The organism is Martelella mediterranea DSM 17316 (genome assembly GCF_002043005.1).
In the GTDB taxonomy this organism is placed as follows: domain Bacteria; phylum Pseudomonadota; class Alphaproteobacteria; order Rhizobiales; family Rhizobiaceae; genus Martelella; species Martelella mediterranea.
Genome location: NZ_CP020333.1, coordinates 137,884 through 162,566, shown reverse-complemented (window position 1 = coordinate 162,566; position 24,683 = coordinate 137,884). Strand labels below are relative to the sequence as shown.

The 24,683-nt window shown below is 62.4% G+C and carries 21 protein-coding genes and 3 pseudogenes; 8 read left to right on the top strand and 16 right to left on the bottom strand.

From position 1 onward, the window contains the following. Positions 1-5: 5 nt before the first annotated feature. The 4 genes from Mame_RS26435 to Mame_RS26420 all read left to right on the top strand — a co-directional run bounded on the left by Mame_RS26435 (position 6) and on the right by Mame_RS26420 (position 6,082). Complete coding sequence (locus Mame_RS26435; protein ID WP_018067146.1) at positions 6-1,112, top strand: ABC transporter ATP-binding protein; 1,107 nt, start codon at positions 6-8, stop codon at positions 1,110-1,112. After that, the gene (locus tag Mame_RS26430) at positions 1,099-2,538 is read left to right on the top strand and encodes a CehA/McbA family metallohydrolase (protein WP_235726871.1); all 1,440 of its coding nucleotides are present in this window, start codon (positions 1,099-1,101) and stop codon (positions 2,536-2,538) included. The genes Mame_RS26435 and Mame_RS26430 overlap by 14 nt, the downstream gene beginning before the upstream one ends. Before the next feature lie 89 nt (positions 2,539-2,627). Beyond that, positions 2,628-5,723 (top strand): alpha-mannosidase, encoded by a 3,096-nt coding sequence (locus Mame_RS26425; RefSeq protein WP_018067148.1) that lies wholly within the window; start codon positions 2,628-2,630, stop codon positions 5,721-5,723. Between the two features lie 152 nt (positions 5,724-5,875). Continuing rightward, positions 5,876-6,082: a hypothetical protein gene (locus Mame_RS26420; protein ID WP_018067149.1), complete on the top strand. Its 207-nt coding sequence runs from the start codon at positions 5,876-5,878 to the stop codon at positions 6,080-6,082. Positions 6,083-6,132: 50 nt separating this feature from the next. Here Mame_RS26420 and Mame_RS26415 read toward each other — a convergent pair whose 3' ends face one another. From Mame_RS26415 to Mame_RS26390, 6 genes are read right to left on the bottom strand one after another with little or no spacing between them, the layout of a single operon-like run. Next, positions 6,133-7,170 carry an ABC transporter ATP-binding protein gene (locus tag Mame_RS26415; RefSeq protein WP_018067150.1) on the bottom strand — a complete coding sequence of 346 codons (1,038 nt, stop codon included), beginning with the start codon at positions 7,168-7,170 and terminating at the stop codon, positions 6,133-6,135. 23 nt (positions 7,171-7,193) lie between these two features. Beyond that, positions 7,194-8,036 (bottom strand): carbohydrate ABC transporter permease, encoded by an 843-nt coding sequence (locus Mame_RS26410; protein ID WP_018067151.1) that lies wholly within the window; start codon positions 8,034-8,036, stop codon positions 7,194-7,196. Further along, positions 8,033-8,926, bottom strand: a complete 894-nt coding sequence (locus Mame_RS26405) for a carbohydrate ABC transporter permease (RefSeq protein WP_210162290.1) — start codon at positions 8,924-8,926, stop codon at positions 8,033-8,035. The genes Mame_RS26410 and Mame_RS26405 overlap by 4 nt, the downstream gene beginning before the upstream one ends. Before the next feature lie 25 nt (positions 8,927-8,951). Next, on the bottom strand, positions 8,952-10,235 hold the full coding sequence (locus tag Mame_RS26400; protein WP_018067153.1) for an ABC transporter substrate-binding protein: 1,284 nt from the start codon (positions 10,233-10,235) through the stop codon (positions 8,952-8,954). Between the two features lie 50 nt (positions 10,236-10,285). Next, entirely contained in the window at positions 10,286-11,356 is a 1,071-nt protein-coding gene (locus Mame_RS26395) for a Gfo/Idh/MocA family oxidoreductase (RefSeq protein WP_026173883.1), read from the bottom strand. Between the two features lie 29 nt (positions 11,357-11,385). Continuing rightward, positions 11,386-12,198: a sugar phosphate isomerase/epimerase family protein gene (locus Mame_RS26390; RefSeq protein WP_018067155.1), complete on the bottom strand. Its 813-nt coding sequence runs from the start codon at positions 12,196-12,198 to the stop codon at positions 11,386-11,388. A gap of 359 nt (positions 12,199-12,557) precedes the next feature. Between Mame_RS26390 and Mame_RS26385 the strand changes: the two genes are divergently transcribed. After that, positions 12,558-13,640, top strand: coding sequence for a LacI family DNA-binding transcriptional regulator (locus tag Mame_RS26385; protein WP_018067157.1), 1,083 nt, complete (start codon positions 12,558-12,560; stop codon positions 13,638-13,640). A gap of 329 nt (positions 13,641-13,969) precedes the next feature. Here the strand turns inward: Mame_RS26385 and Mame_RS26380 are convergent. From Mame_RS26380 to Mame_RS26345, 9 genes and pseudogenes are all read right to left on the bottom strand, one after another. Continuing rightward, positions 13,970-14,264, bottom strand: a pseudogene (locus Mame_RS26380) (GMC oxidoreductase); the annotation flags it as partial. A 4-nt stretch (positions 14,265-14,268) separates the two neighbouring features. After that, positions 14,269-14,511, bottom strand: a pseudogene (locus Mame_RS26990) (integrase core domain-containing protein); the annotation flags it as partial. Positions 14,512-14,787: 276 nt separating this feature from the next. Next, positions 14,788-14,929: pseudogene (locus Mame_RS26985) on the bottom strand (Mu transposase domain-containing protein); the annotation flags it as partial. A gap of 55 nt (positions 14,930-14,984) precedes the next feature. Further along, complete coding sequence (locus Mame_RS26370; protein ID WP_235726872.1) at positions 14,985-15,287, bottom strand: type 2 periplasmic-binding domain-containing protein; 303 nt, start codon at positions 15,285-15,287, stop codon at positions 14,985-14,987. A gap of 182 nt (positions 15,288-15,469) precedes the next feature. After that, a complete protein-coding gene (gene araD, locus Mame_RS26365) occupies positions 15,470-17,206 on the bottom strand; it encodes an L-arabinonate dehydratase (protein ID WP_018067160.1) in 1,737 nt (578 codons plus the stop codon). Continuing rightward, on the bottom strand, positions 17,203-18,879 hold the full coding sequence (locus Mame_RS26360; RefSeq protein WP_018067161.1) for a thiamine pyrophosphate-dependent enzyme: 1,677 nt from the start codon (positions 18,877-18,879) through the stop codon (positions 17,203-17,205). Before Mame_RS26360 ends, araD begins: the two co-directional genes overlap by 4 nt. A 34-nt stretch (positions 18,880-18,913) precedes the next feature. Beyond that, positions 18,914-19,870 (bottom strand): 2-hydroxyacid dehydrogenase, encoded by a 957-nt coding sequence (locus Mame_RS26355; protein ID WP_018067162.1) that lies wholly within the window; start codon positions 19,868-19,870, stop codon positions 18,914-18,916. After that, on the bottom strand, positions 19,870-20,775 hold the full coding sequence (locus tag Mame_RS26350) for a 5-dehydro-4-deoxyglucarate dehydratase (protein ID WP_018067163.1): 906 nt from the start codon (positions 20,773-20,775) through the stop codon (positions 19,870-19,872). The genes Mame_RS26355 and Mame_RS26350 overlap by 1 nt, the downstream gene beginning before the upstream one ends. Positions 20,776-20,848: 73 nt before the next feature. Next, positions 20,849-21,064: a hypothetical protein gene (locus Mame_RS26345; RefSeq protein WP_018067164.1), complete on the bottom strand. Its 216-nt coding sequence runs from the start codon at positions 21,062-21,064 to the stop codon at positions 20,849-20,851. A 229-nt stretch (positions 21,065-21,293) separates the two neighbouring features. On the opposite strand from Mame_RS26345, the gene Mame_RS26340 reads away from it, so the two are divergent. Beyond that, positions 21,294-22,010 carry a GntR family transcriptional regulator gene (locus tag Mame_RS26340; RefSeq protein WP_162141099.1) on the top strand — a complete coding sequence of 239 codons (717 nt, stop codon included), beginning with the start codon at positions 21,294-21,296 and terminating at the stop codon, positions 22,008-22,010. An 83-nt stretch (positions 22,011-22,093) separates the two neighbouring features. Continuing rightward, complete coding sequence (locus tag Mame_RS26335) at positions 22,094-22,999, top strand: dihydrodipicolinate synthase family protein (protein WP_018067166.1); 906 nt, start codon at positions 22,094-22,096, stop codon at positions 22,997-22,999. A 72-nt stretch (positions 23,000-23,071) separates the two neighbouring features. On the opposite strand, the gene Mame_RS26330 is transcribed toward Mame_RS26335, so the two are convergent. Continuing rightward, positions 23,072-23,398, bottom strand: coding sequence for an NIPSNAP family protein (locus Mame_RS26330; protein WP_018067167.1), 327 nt, complete (start codon positions 23,396-23,398; stop codon positions 23,072-23,074). A 262-nt stretch (positions 23,399-23,660) separates the two neighbouring features. Between Mame_RS26330 and Mame_RS26325 the strand changes: the two genes are divergently transcribed. Next, positions 23,661-24,632, top strand: coding sequence for a Bug family tripartite tricarboxylate transporter substrate binding protein (locus Mame_RS26325; protein ID WP_018067168.1), 972 nt, complete (start codon positions 23,661-23,663; stop codon positions 24,630-24,632). Positions 24,633-24,683 lie beyond the last annotated feature (51 nt).

The following is a 24,683-nucleotide window of genomic DNA, read 5'->3' as shown; positions in this document are numbered from 1 at the left end:
GTTACATGGCATCGGTTGAATTCAAGAACGTAACCAAGAAGTTCGGCGCCTTCACGGCCGCCTCGGACCTCAATATCGAAATCGGCGATGGTGAATTCGTCTGCCTGCTCGGGCCCTCCGGCTGCGGCAAGACCACCAGCCTCCGGATGATGGCGGGTCTGGAGTTTCCGACCTCCGGCCAGGTGCTGATCGATGGCAGAGACGTCACCTATCTCCACCCCAAGGACCGGCAGATATCGATGGTGTTCCAGGACTATGCGCTCTATCCGCATATGAACCTCGAGGACAATATCGCCTATCCGCTGAAGGTGCGGGGCGAGGCCGTCGACAAGCGCCATGCCCGGGCGAAGGAAGTGGCGGACGTGCTGAAGATTGGCGATCTGATGAAGCGCCTGCCAAGCCAGATTTCCGGCGGCCAGCAGCAGCGCACATCGCTTGCCCGCGCGCTCGTCTATCCAAGCCGGGTCTATCTGTTCGACGAACCGCTTTCCAACCTCGACGCCAAGCTGCGGCTCGAGGCGCGCGGCTTCCTGAACCATCTCCAGCACGATCTCGGCATGACGGCGGTCTATGTGACGCACGACCAGGCCGAAGCCATGGCGCTTGCGACCCGCGTTGCGGTGATGGACCGGGGACAGATCGTGCAATATGCGCCGCCGATCGAGATCTATCGTCGCCCGGCCAACACCTTCGTCGCCAATTTCGTTGGCAATCCGCCGATGAACCTTTTGCCGGTGGAGGCGATGATTGACGACGGAAAGCTGCATCTCAGCGCCGATGGGATCGCCATCGAACCGCTTGCCGTTCACGCCTCCTTCGCCGAGGCGCTGAAGAGCGGCAATCGCCTGACGCTTGGGGTTCGACCCGAGCATCTGGCCATCGGCGACACCGGACCTAACACGATTACCGGCGAACTGTTTGCCAATGAGAATATGGGCCCGGAAAAGCTCGTGACGCTCGAACGTGACGACGCGGCGCGTTTCACCGCCCGCATCTTCACCGATGACGAGATCATGCTGGGCAAGACCGTGACGCTCAACATGAAGGCCGAGCACATCACGCTGTTCGACGCCGAAGGCTACCGGCTGAAGCATGACGATGAAACGGCGTGACATGCAGGACATCGCGCTGAAGCTGATGCCCGCCGACCAGGCGCGCTCGCCCTATGCCTATGTGCCGTTTGACGTGCCGGATGGCACCACGCGGATCGATGTGACGCTCGACTATCCAAAGGCCGAGGACTGCGTCATCGATCTCGGCTGCGTCGATCCTCGGATCGCGCCGTTTCCGGCCGATCAAGGTTTTCGCGGCTGGAGCGGCGGCGCGCGCGACCGTTTCTTCATCGCCACCGATGACGCAACGCCCGGCTATATCCACGGCGAAATCCCGCCAGGGCGGTGGCAGGTCATGCTCGGTCTCTACAAGCTACCCGTAGCAGGCGCGGACATCAGGATCACGGTCAGCCTCGACAATGCCGAACGTTCGCTTGCGCCGCAGCCCGCGCGAAGCTTCCCCGTGCGCGAGGGAGCAGGCTGGTATCGCGGCGACCTGCATTGCCATACGTTTCACTCCGATGCGCGCGGCGCGCCGGAGGTGCTTCACGCCGCAGCGCGCCAGGCCGGTCTCGATTTTCTTGCCGTCGCCGATCACAACACCATCACCCAGCGGCGCTACTTCCATCGCGAGAGTTCGCCGGACCTCGTGTTTGTTCGGGCGATGGAGGTCACCACGGCGATCGGACACGCCAATGTCTTCGGCGTCGACAACTGGATCGATTTCCGGATGGAGACGCCGGAGGATGCCCACAGGATGGCAGAGGTCGTGCATCGGCGCGGCGGTCTGCTGTCGATCAACCACGACAAGCCGACGATCCCTTGGGACTATCCGCTGCCGGAAATCGAGCTCATGGAAGTCTGGCAATCGGCATGGCCGCTGTGGAACTGGATCTCGCTTTCGCGCTGGCAGGAACGGCTGGCATCCGGGCTGCGTATCTCGGCGATCGGCGGCAGCGACTATCATCAGCCGGAACGGCTTCTGCCGGAAGGGCCGCTGGTGCTTGCCCGCCCGACCACGGTGCTCTGGATGGATGGGCTTTGCGAAGACAATATCCTCAAAGCCATGAAGGCGGGGAGGGGCTATGTCACCGAAAGCCCGACCGGGCCGCATCTGGAAATCACGATCGGCGACACGCCGATGGGCGGCGCGGTGCTGCAGCGCTCATTCGACGCCGAGGCCATTGTCCGCGGCGCAAAGGGTGATTGCCTCGTCTGGTATGACGCCACAGGCGAGATTGCGCGACAGGAGATTGCCGCCGATGAATGGCGGGGCGGCTATAGCGGTTCCGCCAACGGCTTCGTGCGCGCGGAAATCATAGCGGACAAAAGCAGGCCGGATCTGATGGAGGCCTTCAGGCAAGCTGTCGGCGAGAAACCGTGGCCGGGCGGTGTCGACGAGGCGGCGATCGCCGCGCAGCCTTTCCGCCGTGCATTGTCCAATCCGATCTATCTGGGCATAGCCGAACGTTCCGGTACGAGCTGATTTATAGATATAAAACAATTATATAGAAACGGTTTTGATTTGGATTGGTGGAGTCATCCCTGTGGTCGGACCGGATGCGAGAGGTCGCGATGAAAGAATTCTCCAAACTCATGCATTTCGTGGAGATACTGCGCGATCGCATTTTCGTGGCGACGGACACCACTGTCGACTTCGTCTTCAAACAGGCGCCGCCGGCAGACCGGGTCGCGATGCTCGCGGGGCCGGAAACGGACTGGGCGCAGGTTGACGCCGACACGGTCTGGGGCGAGCCGCAAAGCTATTTCTGGTTCCACGGCAGCGTTTCCGTTCCCTCGGAGCTTGAGGGTAAAAGGCTCTATCTCGGCATAGAGGCAATGTTCGGTCAGGTGATGGGGCGTTCCGACCCGCAATGTCTGGTGCGGATCAATGGCGAGATCGTGCAGGGCGCGGACTATAACCACCGCGAGATCCTGCTGACGAAGGCGGCCCGCGCCGGCGAGACCTTCGAGATCATGATCGAGGCGGGCACAATCGAGGACCGCCGCCAGCTCGGTTTCGGCGCGCGGCTTCTCATCCATGACATCGAGGCCGAGGCGCTCTATTACGATCTCAGAACGCCGCTCGAGGTGGCGAAACATCTCGACGTCAATGACCATAGACGCGACTTCATCCTGAAAACGGTCCGCGAGGCCATCAAGGCCGTCGACTACCGTCCCGGAAACGAGAGACGGTTCCGCGAAAGCCTCAGACGCGCCCGCGCTATCGCGGCCCGCATTTACGAAGCCGTCGATACCGAGCTTGCGCCGCACATAACCGTCACGGGCCACACCCATATCGATGTCGCCTGGCTTTGGCGCGTTCGCGAAACCCGGCAGAAGATGGCGCGCTCGATGGCGACCGCGCTTCATCTGATGTCGGAATATCCTGAATACCGCTTCATGTATAATCAGGGTGTTCTGCTCGACTATCTCGAGCAGGATTATCCTGTGCTGTTCGGAAAAATCAGGGACCAGCATCACGCCGGCGCGTTCGAGATCGAGGGCGCGCTCTGGCTGGAACCGGATGCCAACATCACGGGCGGGGAATCGCTGGTGCGCCACGTCCTGCGCGGCGTCCGCTACCATCGGCAGAAATTCGGCGTGCGGCCGCGTGTGTTGTGGCTTCCCGATACGTTCGGTTACAGCGCGGCGTTTCCTCAGATCATGAAGCTTGCAGGGCTTTCGGTGTTCGTCACCCACAAGATGTCGTGGAGCGACACCAACCGGATGCCGAGCGAAACCTTCTTCTGGCAGGGGATCGACGGCACACGGGCGCCGACCTATTTCCTCACCACCCAACCCGCAGACGCCACCACGATCGAGACCTCGTACTGCCCGGATCTGAGGGCCAGCGACGTGATGGGCACATGGCGGCGTTATGCAAAGAAGGAAACCAATGACGAACTGTTTCTCGTCTACGGTTTCGGCGATGGCGGCGGCGGACCGACGCGCGAGATGCTGGAGCATATCCGGCGGATGGAACGTGGCATTCCGGGCTGCCCGCGCGTATCGCAGGGTTTCATGGGACCGGCGCTGGAGCGGATCGTCTCGCGCATGCACGAAAACCCCTCCGCCTATCAGGTCTGGGTCGGCGAACTCTATCTGGAGTTCCACCGCGGCACTTTCACTTCGGTCGCCAAGGTGAAGCGCAACAATCGCCGTGCCGAGGCGATACTGCGTGAACTCGAATTACTCGCAAGCCTTGCCTGGCTCGATGCCGGACAGGCTTACCCGGCCGAAGAACTTGCCGCGCTCTGGGATATCGCGCTGCTGAACCAGTTCCACGATATTCTGCCCGGCTCCTCCATCGGCCTCGTCTATGACGACAGCGACAAGGATTACGCGACCTTTTTCGCGCGCGCGGAAGTGCTGCGGCGGAGCATCGTCGAGGGTCTTGCCGGCGCGGGAGAAGTGCTGGTGGTCAATCCCTTCGCGCAAGCGACGGCCGGGCTGGTGCATTTCGACAGGGACGCAGCCGTTGCAATTGCCGGTCGCGCCTCGCAGACCCTTATTCTCCCCGATGGCTCACACCGGCAGGCGGTTCCAATCGCCGATGTGCCGGGCCTTGGCGCCGTCCGCCTTGCGGTGTCGGAGGAGGCCGCATTGCCGCAAGCACCTTCGGCACTCACCGTGCGCGCCGACCGGCTGGAAAACGATCACATTCGTGCGCACTTCGATGAAGCAGGCCGTCTTGTCTCGCTCTACGACAAGAAGGCGGAACGCGAATGCCTAAAGCACACCGGCAACCGCCTCCAGGCCTTCCGCGATCTGCCCGAGGCCTTCGATGCCTGGGATATCGACCGGACATTCGAGGATCAGGTCTTCGAGATCGACCACCTGGTGAGCGCCGAAGTCGTTGAAACCGGTCCATGGCGGGCGGCGATCCGGTTCGAATGGGTCTATGAGGCTTCGCGCGTCGTGCAGGTCGTCTCGCTGGAAACCGAGGGTCATCTGCTGGAGTTCGACACCTTCATCGACTGGCGCGAACACAATACCATGGTGAAGGCGGCGTTCCCGCTTGCCGTCCATGCATCGTCAACCGAGGCCGAAATCCAGTTCGGCCACGTCAGCCGACCTTCGCACGTCAACACGAGCTGGGATGAAGCGCGGTTCGAAAGCCCGATGCATCGCTGGGTTTCGATGTCCGAGCCTGGCTTCGGCGTCGCCTTCCTCAACGATTGCAAATATGGCTATGACGCGCGCGACACCACGGTGCGCCTCACATTGTTGCGCTCGCCCACCTATCCCTGGCCGGAGGCCGATCAGGGCGAGCATCGCTTCCGCTATGCCATCGCGCCGCATGCGGGGCTAGATACGTCCTCAGTTTCGGCGATGGCCGAGCGTTTCAATCATCCGCTCGTGGCCCTCGAAGGCGAGGGCGCTAAGGCAGCGCATACGCTGTCACCACCGCTCGTTATCGACAATCCGGCGATCGCTGTCGAGGCGGTCAAGCGCGCCGAAGACGGCAATGGACTGATCGTGCGGCTGTGGGAGCGTCTTGGCGCGCGCCAGCTGGCGCGGCTCAAAATCGCTCCGGGCCTCTCAGCCGTTGCCGAAACTGATCTTCTCGAAGAGCCGATCGTGGCGCTGGAACCGCAGGGCGATCAGGTGCAACTCGCGTTTTCGGCTTTCGAGATCAAGACGTTGAGGCTTGTACCCACGTCCTGAAGCGGTTGAGCAAGGATTTACCGACATAGACAAGTGGCAGGTGACCTGCCACGGGTTGGACTAGAGTGTAAATCGGCATAGGGGTTCGAAGCCGATCGGCACGATAAGTCTCTGAAATATCTAAAACGTGTGGGGTTTCGGCGCTACGCCGAATGACAGACAGCCGCTACGTTCTTGAGGACGCCCCTTTCGGCCTGGTCGCTCTTGTAGCTCTCCGCCGTGCCACGGGACGCGAAGCAATCCTGCACGAGGCGGGACTTCGACTGCTCTCTTCGCTTTATGGGCGCGATTTCGCGACCGAAAACGACATGCTCGAAGGCCTTGATATTCAGTCACTCGTTGATGAGGTTCGTTTGTAGAGGCGGCTGATCGGAAAGAGCCGCCGCTGGAACCGTCATCATGGCTCGCCTTAGAGAGCTCTTATGCCGTCGCGGTCGAATAAGTGGACCTTAGTGGCATCGGGCAACAACTTCAGCACATCCCCCGGTCGGGCTTCGATCCGCTCGCGGAAAATGCCGACAATCTGCTCGTCGCCGAGGCGAAAGATGACCTGGGTTTCGGAGCCGGTGGGCTCGACGACGACGACTTCGGCAGGCAATCCGTTGGGATCAAGGGCGATGTTTTCAGGCCGTATCCCGTAGACGGCAGCTTCGCGTTTATCCGCAAGAGGAAGCTCGTGATCGCCCGAGATGCGAAATCCGGTGTCCGTGACCGTGCCGCGGATGAAGTTCATGGATGGCGAACCGAGAAAGCCGGCAACGAACATATTGGCCGGATGGTCATAGAGCTCCAGTGGCGCGCCGACCTGTTCAATTCGGCCATCCTTCATCACCACGATCTTGTCGGCCATGGTCATCGCCTCGATCTGATCGTGGGTGACGTAGATGATCGTCGTTTTCATTCGCTGATGAAGCTCCTTGATCTCGGCGCGCACCTGAACGCGCAGCTTGGCGTCAAGGTTGGAAAGCGGTTCGTCGAAGAGAAAGACCTGCGGATCGCGCACGATCGCGCGGCCCATCGCCACGCGCTGCCGTTGTCCGCCCGACAATTCGCGCGGCCGGCGTTCAAGAAGCGCGCCAAGGCCAAGAATATCCGCGGCCTGCCGGACCTTGGCATCGATTTCAGCCTTGGGAACACGCTTCATCTTAAGCGCAAAGGACATGTTTTCCGCAACCGTCATATGCGGATAGAGCGCATAGTTCTGAAACACCATCGCGATATCACGATCCTTGGGTGCGAGATCGTTGACAACCCGATCGGCGATCCGGATCTCCCCAGAGGATATGTCTTCCAGCCCGGCGATCATGCGCAGGAGCGTCGACTTTCCGCAACCGGACGGTCCGACGAGGATGACGAACTCCCCGTCCTCGATCTCGACGGAGACCTGTTTCAGCGCCTCATAGGCGCCGTAGAATTTACCGACTGTGTCGATGTTCATTTCAGCCATTTAAATCTCCCCGGACTGTATTGCTATTTGCCCGCAAGCGCGCCACCGACGCCGCCGATGCTGAAGAAACGATTGAGAAAGGCAAACACCAGAACCGGGGGCAGCAGCATGATGACGGCACAGGCCATCACCGGGCCCCAGTCGGTCTGGTTCTGCTGAAAGAAGGTCTGAAGTCCGATCGGCAGCGTGAAGTTGGAATCGGACCGGAGAAAGACCAGCGCGATCAGGTAGTCATTCCAGGCCAGAAGGAAGCTGTAGATCGCCGTGGACAGGATTCCAGGCAGCGAATTGCGCAGCACGATGCGCACGAAGGCGCTCAGCACCGAGCAGCCGTCGATCCAGGCCGCCTCTTCAAGCTCCTTCGGGATCGTGTCGAAATAGGCCGACATCATCCAGCAGGCGACCGAAACCGACGTCGCCACGTAGATGATCGCCACGCCGGCAAGCGTGTCGACCAGATGAACGGCGGCGAACATGACAAAGAGCGGAATGACGAAGACCACAACAGGAAAGGACTGGATGACGAAGATGCTCATCGCGTAGATGGAGACGATCCGCCCCTTGGCCCGGGAAAGAACATAGCCCGCAGGCGCGGCCACCAGCAGCGAAGCCACGGTGGCGAACAGGGCGACCGAAAGGCTGTTGACGGTCCAGGTCAGCACGTTGGTATTGACGAAGATATAGCGGAAATTATCGAGTGTCGGACCGACAATATCCGAATAGAGCCGTGGACGCAGCGACAGCCAGAATACCGCCAGGATCGGCGTAAGCAGGACGGCCGTGATCACGCAGGCTGCCAGAAGCCGGATCAGACCCATCGTGGCGCGCTGCCGCGCCTTTCTGGAAACAGCGGGATTGACGCTCATGACACGCTCGACTTTCTGATGAGGTTGAACAGGCAGAGCGAGAGAACGGCCAGAGCCGTTGTGATGACAAAGGTAATGGCGATGCCATACCCTGGCTGGAAGTCCTGGAAGACGGTGCGATAGGCCATCACGACCAGCGAACTGGTGGCGTTGACCGGCCCGCCGCCCGTCAGCAGGAAGATGGTCGGAAAGTCATTGACGGAAAACATCGTCATCAGGATCCAGCTGATATAGGTGGACCGCGCCGTCATGGGCAGGATCATGTGGACCAGCAGGTTCCACGGACCCGCGCCATCCACGCGCGCTGCTTCTATTGCGCTCTGGTCAACCGTTTCCAGCGCGCCGGCCGCCATCATCATCATGAACGGATAGCTGATCCATATCTTGAAAACGCAGACGGTAATCACCGCCATGGTTGGATCTGCCAGGAACATGACCGGCCCGAATCCCAGAGCCTCGGCCAGTTGCGGCATGATGCTGTTGCGGGTGGCCACCAGCCAGTTCCAGCCCATCGCCGTTACCACGATCGGCACGATCCATGGCAGCAACAGCAAAACACGGAAGATGGCGCTTCCCGGAAAACGGGTCCTCAGGAACAGCGCAAGGGCAAAACCGACGACCCAACTGCCGAACACGCCGCACATGGCGAACAGAACGGTGAAACGCAGCGACTTCCAGAAAAGCGGGTCCTGGAAAACACGAATGTAGTTCTCGACGCCAACGAAATCGCCGAGCTTCAGAAGGCCCCCGTCGTGAACGGACTGCACCGCCGCGACGACAACCGGATAACCATTGACCAACGCCATCATCAGGATCGATGGCAGGGCGAGCCCTGCCATCGTCAGCCGGCGGCGGCGTGCGGTGGACGTGTCTTGAAAGAACATTGACATTGCGCTGTCGCCGTATCCTGTCTTGTCAGTTCATGATTTTCTCAAGCTGCCCCTGAAGATCCTCGAGCAGCTTGCGGGAATCCGATTTGCCCTCGACGATGCGCTGGGCAAAGGTCGCCGTCGCGTTGCCGCCATCAACGGCATTGAGCGCGCCAAAGGCTTCGTTGGACTGGGCAGCAATGGTTTTGCCGTGCGGCTGCCACTCGTTGATCGCCAGAACGAGCTTCGGATTGTTCTGAATGACCGGAAGTTCGGCGATACTGCGCTTGACCGGCAGATCGGTGATCACGCCGGTTTCCCAATAGGCCTTGATATTGTCGAGGTAGTACTCGAGGAAGGCTTCCGAGGAATCCTGCGAGGGCGTTGTATCGAACATCATCAGGGGATTGATGTAATAGACCGTTCCCTTGTCGCCATGCGGTCCCAGAATCGGATTTGCGACCTGAAGATCATCCCGCTCGCTCTCCGGAACGATCCTATCCATGCCGGTCTGGCCGAAGCCCATGGCGATGTGACCGTTGATCCAGTCGGTTTCGACATTGTCGCTGTTGTAGCTGATCGCGTAGGGATCGATGATTTTCTTGGCGACGCATTCCTTCAGGAACTCCAGGGTTTCGATATTGCGGTCGTTGACGCAGTCGAGCGACCCGTCTTCCGCAAAAAAACCGCCACCATTGTTGATCATCAAAGCGGAAATCGTGTGCTTCGCATCGGTGGTCGTCGAACTGGCCGCGATGCCAAGCCCCACCGCGCCGATCTTCGCCAGCTTCTCGCCGGCGGCGATGTAGCTGTCCCAATCCGTCGGCACATCGGCCCCGGCTTTTTCGAGAAGAGACCGGCGATACCACAGGACCCTGAGGTCCATCGACCAGGGCATGGCGGCAATGCCGTCATGCGTCGTCATCGCATCGAGCAGGCCGGGCAGAAAGTCGTTCTTGCCCGCGGCATCGAGCTTCGAGACCAGATTGTCGGCGGGGATCATGACGCCCTGTTCCATGAAATAGAACGGCAGAAAGGCGGCGCCGGAACTGACGGCCGGCGTCGTGCGCGAGGCCGCCGCCGAGGTGAAGGTCTGATACCAGTTTGCCCATGGGATCGACTGGTAGCTGACTTCGCCAAGACCGGCTGCTGGCTCATAGGCAAGCGCGACTTCACGCGCGGCATCGGTGTAGCCGGACGCGCCCCAGACCATATCCCAGAATGTGATTTCCTCCGCGCCGAAGGCCAGCGACGGCAATCCGGCGGCGCCGATCGCCGCCGCGCTGCCGGCCAGAAATGTACGGCGTTTCATTCGCATAATATCGTTCATGTTCTCCTCCTCATTGAACGAACGCTCTCAACAATGCTGCGCCGCCGGTATTAATCCGGGAACGCAGCGATAATCTCGGCAAACAGCCGAAGATCCTCTGCCGCATCCTCAAGCGAGGTCTCCACGGCCGAACCGCTTTCGATCGCCTGATGGAATGCCTGCCACTGACTGGTATAGGGATCGCGATAGGTCGGCCGGCCAATCACGGTGTCGAGTGTCTCGCCGACTGTGCTCTTAGTCGTCAGCGTCGTCGGGAGATGACGGATGAAGGGTGTATCATAATCGAGCCTGTGCCGCTTCTCGCCAGCGAAGATTTCGATGTAGGCGTCGAAATCGCCAACCTTGTCCACACCCATCTCGAATGTCGCGGCGAAGCTGCCGTAATCGAGAAGCGCGCTGACGAAAACGCCGCTGCTTTTCTGGATGGCGCCCGCCACTCTTTTGGGACTGCCCACGAGCCCGCGCAAAGCCGATAGGTCATGCGAGCCGAGCCCGCACAGCATCCGGTAGGCCGAGACATGGGCGCTGCCGACGGAGCCCAGCGCTTCAGCAACCTGTGCGGCCGCTCTTGCCTTGCGCTCGTCCAGTTGAGCCGGCGTGAGATCGTTCGCCGAAACAACCTTCTCAGTCTGATCGAGGAAGTAGCTGTTGGGGCCGATGATGTCCCTTACGGCGATATGGCGTATGTCATCGCGCGCCGGCATGTTCGAAAGCAGTGAGCGGTAGGCTCCGGCGTAGCGCCGCATGTAGCCGACCATGGCAATGCGCCCGGAAGCGTCACGGGCGGCCTTGATGCGATCCAGGTCGGAAAGCGTCAGGCAGACGGGCTTTTCAATCAGTACATGGCAACCGGCCGCAAGCGCATCGATGGCGCAATCGGCGTGATACTCGTCACTGTTGACCACCGCAACGACATCGAGATTTTCATCCCTGAGCATGGCCTGATGATCGGTATACCGACGCGCCTCTGGGAACCGCGCGCCGACAATTTCGACCAGATTCGGCGAAATATCGCAAAGCGCGGTGATTTCGAAATGGTCGCCCAGTTCCCTGAGGACCGGGAGGTGGACCACCTGGGCGACCATTCCGAGGCCGATAATTCCAACTTTCTGCTTTGTCACGTTAGCATTCCATTATCTGCTGATTTGTATTAATTGCCGGAGCGCGCCATGCGGGCCAGATAGGCATGACTGTTTGCGGCGAATGCGAAGGGGTCTGCGGGGTTATCGTGCTCGACGACCATATACTCGGCTCCGAAGCGACGCGCCTGTTCCCACAGTTTCGGCCAGTCGAGAATTCCCGTGCCGACATCGCACCATCCGTCCTCGTCGGCTTTTTCGCCTTCGGGCGCCTGGTCCTTGACATGGGCGGCATTGAGAATGGAGGCGTAGCGTTCCATGAAGGCGACCGGATCAGCTCCTCCGCGGGCGATCCAGGCGATATCGGCCTGCCACGCAAGCGGCGTTCCCTCCGCGCCGGCAAACAGGTTCGCCAACGCCGTTTCTCCGTTGTCCAGAACGTCAAATTCCCAGAAATGATTGTGGTAGCCGAGCGTTATGCCGTTTTCGGCCAAACGCGTCGCCACTTCGCCGAGTTCGCGACCGAGCGAACGCCAATGTTCCGCATCGCCAACGCGCTCTACTTCCGAAAAGGCAGGCATGTAGAGCCGCGTCATGCCGACCTGTCCGCAGGCGTCCACGGTTTCGCTGAGCCTGGTACGCAGATCGGCCATGCCGATATGCCCGCTCGGGGCGGACAGATTGTTTTTGGCAAGGCCTGCTTTCAGGCGCTCGATTTCTTGAAGATGAGCGCCGATCGGCTCCACCAGACGATATCCGGCATCGGCGGCGGCGGCAAGCTGCGCCTCCAGGTCACCGAGATGGCGCAGGCTCCACAGCTGGAGAGAAAGAATTGTTTCGAAATCGGCTTCCTTGCCGGGGGCCATGGCATCAAAGCTCGCCATAAAATACATCTCCTGATTGTCAGGCGGACACACTTCCGCACGCGCCGTCCCAACAGAAACGACGAAAAATCAAACCTGACGCGTAAAACCGCGCCTATGTGGAAATCGGATGGATTTCCTCCTTCCAGTCGGCGACCTCCTCGTCGCCGGATTGCCGCTCCTCCGTTTCAAGGATTTGCGCAATCGATTGCATTGTTGTAAATGTGCAATCGATTGCGCGCAAGTCAAAAATCGCTAAATCGAAAAGGTATTTTTGTTGCCAACGGGAATTCGATAAGGCACTAGAAGGAGATGATCCCTTGTTTTGAGGGGAAAACTGATGGTTCCGGATCAGTTTCGGACCCGTGACAGGAAGAGCATTGGCCCGTCAGCACGACACATCGCGGAACCTCTCGCAGAAGCCTCAGCCGCGCCGCTCGCCCACGATTGCCGACATCGCCAGACTGGCCGGCGTCTCACCCTCCACCGTCAGCCGCTCGCTCGCGGGCAATGAACGGATCGGCAAGGAAACGAGAAGGCGCATCGCCGACGTAGCGCGCGATCTCGGTTACTCAGTCAACCGCCACGCGCGCTCGCTGAGGATGCAGCGAAGCGGCATTCTTCTGGTGCTGATTCCCGACATTGCCAACCTCAACTATTCCGACCTTCTGATGCAGATCGACAGCATCGCCCATGAGCGCGGCTACGATATTCGCATCGGCCACACCGGCGTCGATGCAGGCAGGGTGGATCGGCAGGCCGAGGAACTGTTTACCGGCGGCATTGACGGCATACTGCTTACATCCGACTACTGTCCGTCGAGCATTTCCCAGCGTTTGGCCGCAGGCGAGGTGCTTCCCGTCGTTCGAACGCTCAGCCCGACTGCACCGGATGAGCGCATTGTGGGCGTTCAGATCGACGAAGAGGCGGCGGCTTTCGACGCGGTCAGCCATCTCGTGAAACGCGACTACCGCCGGATCGCCCATCTGGCGGGCTCCCCCGGGGTTCTGGTTTCCCGCTTGCGTATGAACGGCTGGCGCCGCGCCCTTGTAGAAGCCGGCCTTCAGATCCCTGATAAATTCATCGGAGAAGGCTTTGCCGTGGATGACGGTCGGCGTGCAGCACGATCATTAATGGCTCGCACGGTCTATCCCGACGCAGTGTTCTGCGCGAACGATCTGTCGGCCTACGGACTGATGGCCGAACTTCAGGCAAACGGGCTCAAAATTCCGCAAGACATTGCCGTGGCGGGTTTCGACGACCTCAGCTTTTCCAGCCTGTTTTCGCCGCCCCTGACCACAGTCCGCCTGCCCAGACGCGAAATGGCGGAAGCTTCCGTGCGATACCTTGTTGACCTGATCGATGGAAAGGCAACGCCGTCGCCGGACTATATTCCGCATCAGCTCATCATCCGCAAAAGCTCCGGAGACCGAAAAATGGAATATGAGAAGCCTGGTTGTTGACCGGGAGCGGCCCCGGCGTGGTCTGATATTACCCTTGATTTTCCGCGTTATTTTCTCGGCTGGGAGAAGGAGTGGAGGAGATCAAGGCATCGAAGTTTTGGATGCTCAGAAGGCGCTTATTCAGAAGCAGGGAGATAACGGTGTGTAAGAGGTCGGGGTCAGCTAAACGACGTATTTTAACTGGATAAGAATACGCCGAGGTCTTGAAGGGATGTGAGCCGGCGACGCGCCGTTTAGCAGTTGTAGCGGCACCAATTTTCTCATTTCTATGACGGTAGAGTAGCCTTATCGGGCGGCTTGCTAGGTCTCCCCGGTGGTATGGGCTTCCGTCACTGGTTCTTGACATAGGCCGCAGAACTGCCCGAACCGGCGTCACTGCCCAGGTTGCGGCAGGCCCGGATCGTCAATGCCATGACCGTCAGCGTGGTCCCGGCAACGCCGCTGCCGGGAAAGGCGCTCGCATTCGTGACCAGAACGTTCTGCGCGTCCCAGAGCCGGTTGAACGGATCGAGCACGGATGTTTCGGGGTTTTCGCCCATGCGCGCCGCCGGTCTCGTGGATGGCAGCTCCCATGTGCATCGTCTTGCCGAACCAGAGACGAAACATCATGCGACTGAAAGGATCGGTGGTAGTTTGGTTGGTCTGCGTGGGCAAGGGCCTGTGTGGCGCCCGCATCAAGCTCCTCCATTTCTCTCCGCACTTCGTTCGGCGTTTTATTTCCCAGCGATGAGTGCGGCCTGACATTGTTGTAGTCGTATCGCCACAGGGCCAGTTTTCGGCGCGCTTCCTCCAACGTGTCGAATACCTCTTCATTCAACAACTCATCGCGCAAGCTGCCATTGATGGGGAAGACGGCCCCGCTCCGAGAAGGGGCCGTATAGTGGTCCCAGATTGCAAAAGGAGCTTTCCGATGAAACCAACCACCGTTGGCCTTGATCTGGCCAAAAACGTTTTTCATGTCCATGTCGCTGACACATCTGGACATACGATCGATAGTAAGAGGCTGACACGAGGGAGCGCAGGTTCATCATGTCGTCGGTCATCGGTGGTGTCCTTAAGGTTGGTCTTCGACAACCCGACCCTACCGGAAAACACTGGTGACCAACCCGCCAGCTACACCACTCCTCGGGACACGATCCCAGTACCAGTAGGCGACGGGCACGGAATAATCGTTCGTCTTGTAGCGAACGAGAGACTGGGCCCGTGACCTTGGCAATGGCCTGATCGCAGGCGTCAAAGGGCGACGCTGGAAAGGACTGCATGGCAGCCAGATCGCGCTGCGGCCGTTCAACCTCATTGCAGAAGGAAGATAGGTGGCCGGATTTTACTCCGCCCGCGACCGAATTATTCCGCCGCTTCCGTGGCCGACTTTTGCACCGCCGTTCTCACCGCAGGAGGCAGTTTCATTCCCTTCAGCGTGGCCAGAAAGGCCTCGCGCTGGAGCGAGAACCAGGGTTGCTCCAGCGCGGCAATACCGGCCGTGTCTTTCTCCGACAGGGCGCTGCGGGCAAGGATCGTCATCATGTCCGTGCGTCGGAGGAAGGCCCGCGTTGTGTAGAGCGAACTCGTCAGCACGTTGACGACGGGGACCTCCTCGCCCTTCAGCAGGAACACGCGGTTGAGTTCGGTCTGGAGTTTGGTGCCCATACGCGGCAGCACCCATTTGTAACGCGAAAGATCGGCGATGGAGGCCGGCGGAAGACCGAGCCGCAAAAGAGCCTGGAAAGAAAGCCCGCGGCGCTAAATTTGCGGCAGTCCGCCGGAACATTTCAGTTTCAGCGCTCCGGCACAGAACCTCAAGTCGCCAGGCGCCGTCGCGCCTGTGCGAATCAGAAGATATCGGGCTCGCCCGCAGCCTTGCCGAAGCCCCGCTCGAGATAGTCGAAATCGCAGCCCTTGTCGGCCTGGGTCACATGCTGCGAGAACATGTAGCCCCAGCCGCGTTGAAAGCGTTGTTCGGGCGGCGACCAGGCGGCGCGACGGCGCGCGAGTTCCGCCTCGTCCACCAGCATGTTCAGGCTGCGGTTCGGCAGGTCCATGCGCACGATGTCGCCTGTCTTCAGCAGCGCCAGCGGTCCGCCGACGAAGCTCTCCGGTGCCACATGCAACACGCAAGCGCCGTAGGACGTGCCGGACATGCGCGCGTCGGAAATCCGCAGCATGTCGCGATAACCCCTCCTGATCAGCGCTTTGGGGATGGGCAGCATGCCCCATTCCGGCATGCCCGGCCCGCCCTTGGGTCCGGCATTGCGCAGCACCAGCACTGTGTCGGAGGTGACATCGAGATCCTCGTCGTCGATCGCCGCCTTCATCTCGGGATAGCTGTCGAACACCAGCGCCGGTCCCTCGTGCACGTGGAACTTCGGATCGCAGGCGGCGGGCTTGATCACTGCGCCGTCCGGGCAGAGATTGCCGCGCAGCAGCGCCAGAGAGCCCTGGTGGTAGACCGGGTTCGACAGCGCCCGGATGACGTCGTCATTGTAGACCTCGGCCGTTGCCAGCGCCTCTGAAAGCGGCTTGCCGGTGACGCCGGTGACGGAGGTGTCGAGCCGCTCCTCGATCTGCTTCATCAGTGCCAGCAGGCCGCCGGCATAGTAGAAATCCTCCATCAGGTAGTCCTTGCCGGAAGGTCGCACATTGGCGATAAGCGGCGTGACGCGCCCGAGCGTATCGAGATCGTCAAGCGTCAGCGCCACGCCGGCGCGGCGGGCCATGGCGATCAGGTGCACCACCGCATTGGTCGAACAGCCGGTGGCCATGGCGACGATCGCGGCGTTCCTGACGGCGGCGGCGGTGATGATCTTTTCGGGCGTCAGGTCCTCCCAGACCATCTCGACAATGCGCCGCCCGCAGGCCGACCCCATGCGCTTGTGCCCGCTGTCGGCGGCGGGGATCGAGGAGGCGCCGGGCAGCGTCAGGCCCATGGCATCGGCGATGGCGGTCATGGTCGAGGCCGTGCCCATTGTCATACAGGTGCCGACCGAGCGCGCGATGCCGCCCTGTATGCCCAGCCACTCCTCGTCGGAGACATTGCCGGCGCGGCGCTCGTCCCAGTATTTCCAGCCGTCCGAGCCGCTGCCCAGGATGCGGCCCTTGTAATGCCCGCGCAGCATCGGCCCGGCTGGCAGAAAGATCATCGGCACGCCGGCTGTGACCGCGCCCATCACGAGGCCGGGCGTGGTCTTGTCGCAGCCGCCCATCAGCACCACGCCGTCGAGCGGGTGGGAGCGGATCATCTCCTCGGTCTCCATCGCCAGCATGTTGCGGTAGAGCATCGAGGTCGGTTTGGTGAAGCTTTCGTCCACCGACAACGCCGGCATCTCGACCGGGAAACCGCCGGCCGCGAGCACGCCGCGTTTGACATCCTGCACCCGCTCGGGAAAATGGCCATGGCAGGAGTTGAGCTCGGACCAGGTGTTGAGGATGCCGATCACCGGCTTGCCGCGGAAATCCTCCTCGGCATAGCCGAGCTGCATCATCCGCGAGCGATGGCCGAAGCTGCGCAGGTCGTCGGGCGCGAACCAGCGCGAGGATCGCAGCGTGTCTGGCGTCTTCTCAGTCGTCATGAATTTGTCCTGGCTTGCTGACCGCGCAGACGGCTGACCGTCGTGCGGGTGGAGATCTGCTCGGGGTCGGTCATCAACTCGATGACCGTGGGGCCGTCATGCTCGAAAGCGCGCAGAAGGGCGGGCCTGAACTCAGCCGTCTCGGTGATCCGCTCATGCGCGGCGCCGAGCCCGCGCGAAATCATCCCGATGTCCGAGGCGGCAATGTCCGTGCCCGAGACGCGGGCGGGGTGCTCGCGCTCCTGATGCATGCGGATGGTGCCGTAAGTGCCGTTATTGAACACCAGCACGATGGGCCGCCCGCCATGCTGCACGGCGGTGGCGATCTCCATTCCCGACATCATGAAGCCACCATCGCCGACAAACGCGATGGCCTGTCGCTTGGGATCGGCCAGCGAGGCCGCCACGGCGGCGGGCACGGCATAGCCCATCGAGCCGCAGGTCGAACCGATCTGCCGCCCGGGCCGGCCATAGCGCAGGAAGCGCTGCGCCCAGCCGGTGTGGTTGCCGGCGTCGAGCGTGACCACCGCATTCGCCGGGATCAGATCGCGCATGTCGGCCATCGCCTGGCCCATGTCGAGCGGATAGTCGTGCGGCGGCGGCTCGCTGTCGGAGAGATACTCGGCGCGCAACCTGGCGCACCAGTCCTCGGGCGCTGCGGCGGCCGGCTGGGCTGTGAGCGCCGAGAGCGCCGCATCCGGGCCCGAGACCGCCGAGACCGCGGGCGAATAGACCCGGCCGATCTCGTTGGCGTCGACATGGATGTGCACCAGCGTCTGCGCCGGCGTCGGCACGGACAGCGTGGAATAGGTTTTTGTCGTGATCTCGCCGAGACGCGCGCCGATGACCAGCAGCAGGTCGGCCTCGGCCAGCCGCTTGACGAGGCTCGGCGCGACGCCGGTCCCGAAATCCCCGACATAAACGTCGGAGCGGTTGTCGATCAGATCCTGACGGCGAAAGCTTGTGGCAACCGGCAGCCGGTTGTCGGTGGCGAAGCGCAGCAGCGCCGCGCAGCCAGCGTCGCTCCAGCCGGGGCCGCCGGCCAGGAGCAGCGGCCGCTCGGCCTTCGACAGGGCGGCCATCACGGCGGCGGCGTCACCGGGGCTCAGCGCCGGGACGCTGGGCGTATAGGGCATGGCGTCGGCGACCTCGACCACGTCGGTCAGCATGTCCTCCGGCAGCGCCAGCACCACGGGGCCGGGCCGGCCCGAGGTCGCCACGCGGAACGCCCGGGCCATGTATTCGGGGATGCGTGCGGCGCTGTCGATTTGCGCTGCCCACTTGGCCACGGGGGCGAACATCTGGCGGTAGTCGATTTCCTGGAAACTCTCGCGATCCATGGTCTCGCGCCCGACCTGACCGACGAGCAGGATCATCGGGGTCGAATCCTGGTAGGCGATGTGCACGCCCACCGCAGCCTGGCAGGCGCCGGGACCGCGGGTGACCATGCAGATGCCGGGCCTGCCCGTCAGCTTGCCATAGGCCTCGGCCATATCGGCGGCGCCGGCCTCGTGGCGCGCATTGTACAGCGTGAACCGGTCGCGCACGTCGTAGAGCGCGTCGAGCACTTCGAGGTAGCTCTCGCCCGGCACGCAATAGGCACAGTCGGCGCCGTGGATCAGAAGTTGATCGACCAGCGCCTGGCCGCCGCTGCGCTTGACGGTCTCAGCCATGTATTCTCCCCATGATTGTCCAATGTTGTTGCCCTCAGGGCACCACGATGCAGTCCGGGTCGATGGCCCGGCCCTCGGCATGCGCGCGGATATTGCCCGCCCAGTGGCGCACCATGCGGTCGAAATTGTCAAGCGTGCGCCCCGCCACATGCGGCAGCGTTACCGTGTTCGGCATGTCCAGCAGCGGGTTCGGCCCGGTCACCGGCTCGGTCTCGAACACATCCAGCCCCGCCGCCCCGACCTGACCCGAGCGCAGCCCGTCGATCAGCGCCGCCTCGTCAACCAGTCCGCCGCGCGCGGTGTTGATGAGCACCGCGCCCGGTTTCATCGCCGCGATCGCCTTCGCGTCGATGAGGTGCTTAGACCCGGCCGTGAGCGGCAGGTGCAGCGAGATCACGTCGGCCCAGCCGATCAGCGCGTCGAAATCCTTGAACGGCACTTCGAGCGCATTGTCCGGCCCCGAGCGTTTCGTATAGGCAACCGCGCAGCCAAAGCCCGAGAGCCGTTTCAGCACCTCCCTGCCGATCGCGCCCATGCCCACGAGACCGACCCGGCAGCAGCCGAGATCGCGCGCCTCGCGCCAGAGGTCCGGCTGGTTCCAGGCGCCGCCGCGGAAGCTTTGCTGCACCTGCGGCAGGCGCCGGAGCGTCGCCAGCATCAGCGCCAGCGTCGCCTCGGCCACGGTGGGCGCGTTCACGCCGGGCGAGCGCGCGACGGTCACGCCGCGCTCCCGGGCGACGTCCAGCGGAATACCGTCGACGCCGGTTCCCCACTGGTGCACCATCTTCAGCGCCCCGGCCCCGGCCAGAAGCTCGGCCGGAAAGCGCAGTCCCCGCGTTACCGCGTAGGTCGCGCCCTGAAGCGCGGTGCGCATATCGTCGGTCTCGATGCTGCTGACGAAGCGCAGGTCGAAATCGTCGCACAGCGTCTCGATCCGGGCGCGCATCTGCGCACTGGCGGGTTCGAGAACGGCGACGGGCCCGATCGGCATCAGTTGCGTCCCTTGATCAGTTCACGCATCATCTCGACCTCCTCGTCGGTCAGGTCGGTGAGCGGCGCGCGTACATGCCCGGTCTCAAAGCCGCGCAGGGCGACGCCGGCCTTGATCGCCGAGACGGCGTAACCCGGCTTGCGGTCGCGGATTTTCGTGAACGGGTAGTAGAAGTCCTTCAGCAACTGCTCGCATCTGGCATCGTCACCGGCGAGGAAAGCGCCGTGGAATTCCAGCGCGGTCTCGGGCACGAAGTTGAACACCGCCGAGGAATAGGTCGCCATGCCCGCGCCGCGATAGGCCTGCGCGAAAAGCTCGTGGGTGGGCATGCCGCCGATATAGGCCAGCCGATCGCCGAGACGCACGGTCACGCGGCGGACGTTGTCGATGTCGCCGGTCCCGTCCTTGAAGCCGATGAGGTTCGGGCATTCGTCGGCCAGTTGCTCGAGCGTCTCGGCCGAGATCCGCGCCTGGCCGCGGTTGTAGACGATGACCGCCATTTTCGTGGCCCTGCAAACCGCGCGGATGCGGTTGGCAACCCCCTCCTGGGGTCCCTCGGTAAGGTAATGCGGCAAAAGAAGGATGCCGTCGCCGCCGGCCGCCTCTATCGCGCGGGCGAGATCGCAGGCCATGCGCACGCCATAGCCACAGCCCGCGATCACCGGCGCGTCGCCAGCCGTCTCGCGCGCCGCGCGCACCACGCTGACGATCTCTTCCGGGGTGAGCGAGAACATCTCGCCGGTACCGCCCGCCACGATCAGCCCTGCCACCTTGTGGGGCTTGAGCCACTCGAGATGCGCCTGGAATGGCTTCGGCGCGAAACGATCCTCCGTATCGAAGGGGGTCACGGGGAAGGACAGAAGCCCGTGGCGAATGATTTCGCGCAGCGCGTCGGGTGCGATCATTGTGTGTGTCTCCTCAATCTGGATATATTGTCAGCCTGTCGCGGAGCATGTCCGGTCGATGCGGGGCTGGATGTTATTGCCAACCGGCGGGCATCAGCGCGGCCGGCAGGTTCGGGTAGCTCACCGGGCGCTGGAAGCGACGGATCGCCATGATGCCGACCGAGGTCGCACCGACGTCAAGCGCATCGCCGCAGACGGGCTCAGAGCGGAAGGCCGCCTCTGCGGTCACCCATTTGCTCGCGACCAGATGCCTGTCGTGCGGATCAAACCCGGATTTCCTGCCTTCCATAACCTCGACCCTCGCTCGCCGTGCAGCCGGGCGCCTGCCCGTCCGCGTTTGTCTCACAAGTCCGATCCGGCGCGATTCACGCACCGCCGCAAAGCCCTGGCCGCATTGTGGAGGGAGCTGTCGCGTCTCGGAACTTGTCATGCACTAATATTTTAGTTTATCAGTATGGTCAACAGGCCTGTACATGCGGTTAAATGCGGACAATCACGGCACGGACAAGAATCTCGGGATGCAGACACCAACAATGACCCTCGCATTCGACATGATGCGGCAGGAGACGTCGATCGGACGGCCAATGGCCTCTTCGCGGATTTATAACGATCTGCGACAGCGAATCCTGTCGCTTGACCTTCCCCCGGGGACCGCGCTGACGCGCGCCGACCTCGCACGTGAATACGATGTCAGCCAGACGCCGCTTCGCGACGCCATGCAGCGGCTCGAGCAGGACGGACTGATCCGCATCTACCCGCAATCCAAGACGCTGGTGACGCGCATCAACCTCGATCAGATCCGCGAGGCGCTTTTCCTGCGCCAGGCGCTCGAGACCGAGGTGGCGATGAAGCTCGCCACGACCCCTTCGCCGGCGACCATGGACCGGTTGCGCGAAGTCATCGCCATGCAGCGTCTGGTCGCCGCCGACAACACCAAACTGCGCCGTTTCCAGGAACTCGACGAGTATTTCCACTACGTCATGTTCGAGGGCGCGGGCCATCCGAACCTGCATGCCCTGCTGCGCTCGCAGACCGGCGACATGGACCGGGTGCGCCGCCTGCAGACCCACTCCGAGGAACGGCTCGGCCTGATCCTGCAAGGTCACGAGCGCATCGTGGCCGCGATCGAGTCGGGCGTCGTCGAGGCCGCGATCCGCGAGATCCGCTTCCACACCCACAAGCCCGATGACTGGGCCGACGAATACCGCGCCCTGCACGAGGACTACTTCATCTGACGCCCGGCCCGTTCGGGCGTCGTCAGATATATCGACACCACCAGTGGAAACGCGGAGCGCACCGGTCCGCGAAGGGAGAGATCATGTCCAAAACACTTGCCGACACCTGCGGCCTGCACGTTGTTGCACAGACGCCGTTTCTCGATGACGGAACCCTCGACCTTGAGAGCATCGACACGCTGTCAGCCTTCTACTACCGCCACGGCGCTGAGGGACTGACCGTGCTCGGCGTCTCGGGCGAGGCGCAGAAACTGACAGTGGACGAAACAATCGCCGTGGCCGCCCGCTACGTCGCGGCGGCGGACGGGCACCGGATCATCGCCGGCGTCTCGCACCCCAACCTCGCCACGCTGGCCGAGGTCACCGCCCAGATCATGGCCGAAGGCGCCGACGCGGTGATGATCTGCCCGCCCGCCGGCATCCGCACCGACGAGGACCTGCTGCGGTATTTCGAGGCGGTCTACGCACGGATCGGCGATGTGCCGACGGTGCTGCAGGATTTCCCCGCCGCTTCCGGCGTGGTGATGTCGGTACCGGCCATCGATCGGCTGATCACCGCCTTCCCCCAGATCGGCGTCATCAAGGAAGAGGATTTCCCGTCTCCCATCAAGGTCACGCGGATGCGGGCCGAGCTATCGCGCCCGGTGCGCATCCTGACCGGCAACAACGGTCAGTACCTTGTTCAGGAGATGGAACGCGGCGCCGATGGCCCGATGGCCGGCTTCTCCTACCCGGAAATGCTGTCTGGCGTCTACGATCTGATGACCGAAGGAAAGCGGGCCGAAGCGCACGACCTCTTCAACCGCTACCTGCCCCTGCTCAAGCACGAGGCGCAGGGCCAGTGGGGAATCGCCCTGCGCAAGGAGATGATGCGCCGCCGCGGCGCGCTGACCTCAAACGCCCTGCGCGGACCGGGGCCGAAGCTGACCGCGACGGACCTCGCCGAGCTCGACTTCCTCATTGGACGTATGGATCTGCCGGAGGGGTGACAACCCCTCCGGCATCGCGGATAAATAGAAGCGCTGGCGGCAGGCCGCGCCTCGCGCAGGGGCCGGAATCGCTCAGCCCCGCTTTGGCGTGAAGAACGGGACCGGCGCCAGGAGCTGGTTGACCTGCGAGACGAGGTAACCGGCCTCGGCGCTCCGCTTGAGGTAGACCTGCCATTCCGGGTCCGCCGCGAGCGCCGCGCGCCTGGCCGCGCGGTCGGCGGCATCGTCGTAGCACCAGATATGAACATAGGAATTGACGTCGCCGGTCTCGACCGCGCCGTAGACAATGGGCTCGCCAAGGTGGCGACGCTGCACGTCGAACCCGTGCTCGCCGTAGAGCGTCAGGTGTTTCCTGATGGTTCCAGGACGGCAGGTGTAGGTGCGGTGGTCATAAATCATGTAAGTTTCTCCATTTATTTCAATAACCTGTATCGATCTCGCCATGGTTGTCCCAAGGAGGCTTGCCAACCGCGCGTGAATTCATATAGTAATGTATTAGTTGGTTGGGGCGCAAGCGCTGCCGGCGAATTCCGCCCCGGGCAAGGACCTGCGGAGCGGAGCCACAGCGCGCCAGCGCCGTGGCAAGGGGCCGGAAGGTCAGAACACAGGGAGAATCGGGACGGCCGAAGCCGTTCCCGAAAAGTCTAGGAGGAGACAAACCATGAAACTCAGCTTCATCGGCGCCATTGCCGCCATCACCACGGCCCTCGCGCCGGTTGCCGCCCTCGCCGAATACCCCGAGCGCGACGTGCGCATGGTTGTGCCGTGGGGCGCCGGCGGCGGCACTGACGGCATCGTGCGCAAGGTAACGACGCTGGCCGAGGAACCGCTTGGCGGCACGATCTATGTCGAGAATATCGAGGGAGGCAACTCGGCCACCGGCGTCGGCCAGGTGATGAGCGCCCGGCCGGATGGTTACACCATCGGCGCACTGACCTATGACAGCATCGTGACCGTGCCGTGGCAGGGCATGCTGCCGAGCTACCAGATGGACAAGCTCGACCTTATCGCCCGTATCACCAGCGAGGCCGACGCCATCATCGTCGATGCCGATTCGGACTACCAGACGCTGGACGACCTGATCGAAGCCGCCAAGGCCGACCCCGGCAATGTGCGCGTTGGCGTTCAGAACCTCGGCGGCCGCGTGCACCTCACGCTGCTGCAGCTTCAGCAGTTGACCGGCGCCGAGTTCCGCATCGTCTCCTATCCGGGCGGCGCGGCGCCACAGAAGGAAGCGCTTCTCTCCGACGAGGTGGACGTGGTCCTCACCTCGCTCGGCGATTTCGCCAACCTGATCGAGGACGGCACCGCGCGCGGCATCGTCGAGTTCTCGGACGCCAAGAATCCGACCTACGACGTGCCCACCGCCGAGGAAGCCGGCATTGATCTTCTCAACGGCTCCTTCATCGTGCTGGTTGCTCCCGCGGGCACCCCGGAGGACGTGGTGGCCTCGCTCGAGGCGGCCTATCATGAGGCCTATGACAGCCCCGAGTTCCAGGACTGGCTCGCCACAATCGGCGTGACGCCGAACTGGCTGGCGGGCGATGAACTCGATGCCTGGGCCGAGGACACGGCGCAGGGGCTCTTTACCCAGATGGACGGACTTGTCGAAGCTGGCGTTCTGACGAAATAACCGACGCGACGCCGTCCTCGCAGCCATGACAACAGCCGGCACCAGACCCGT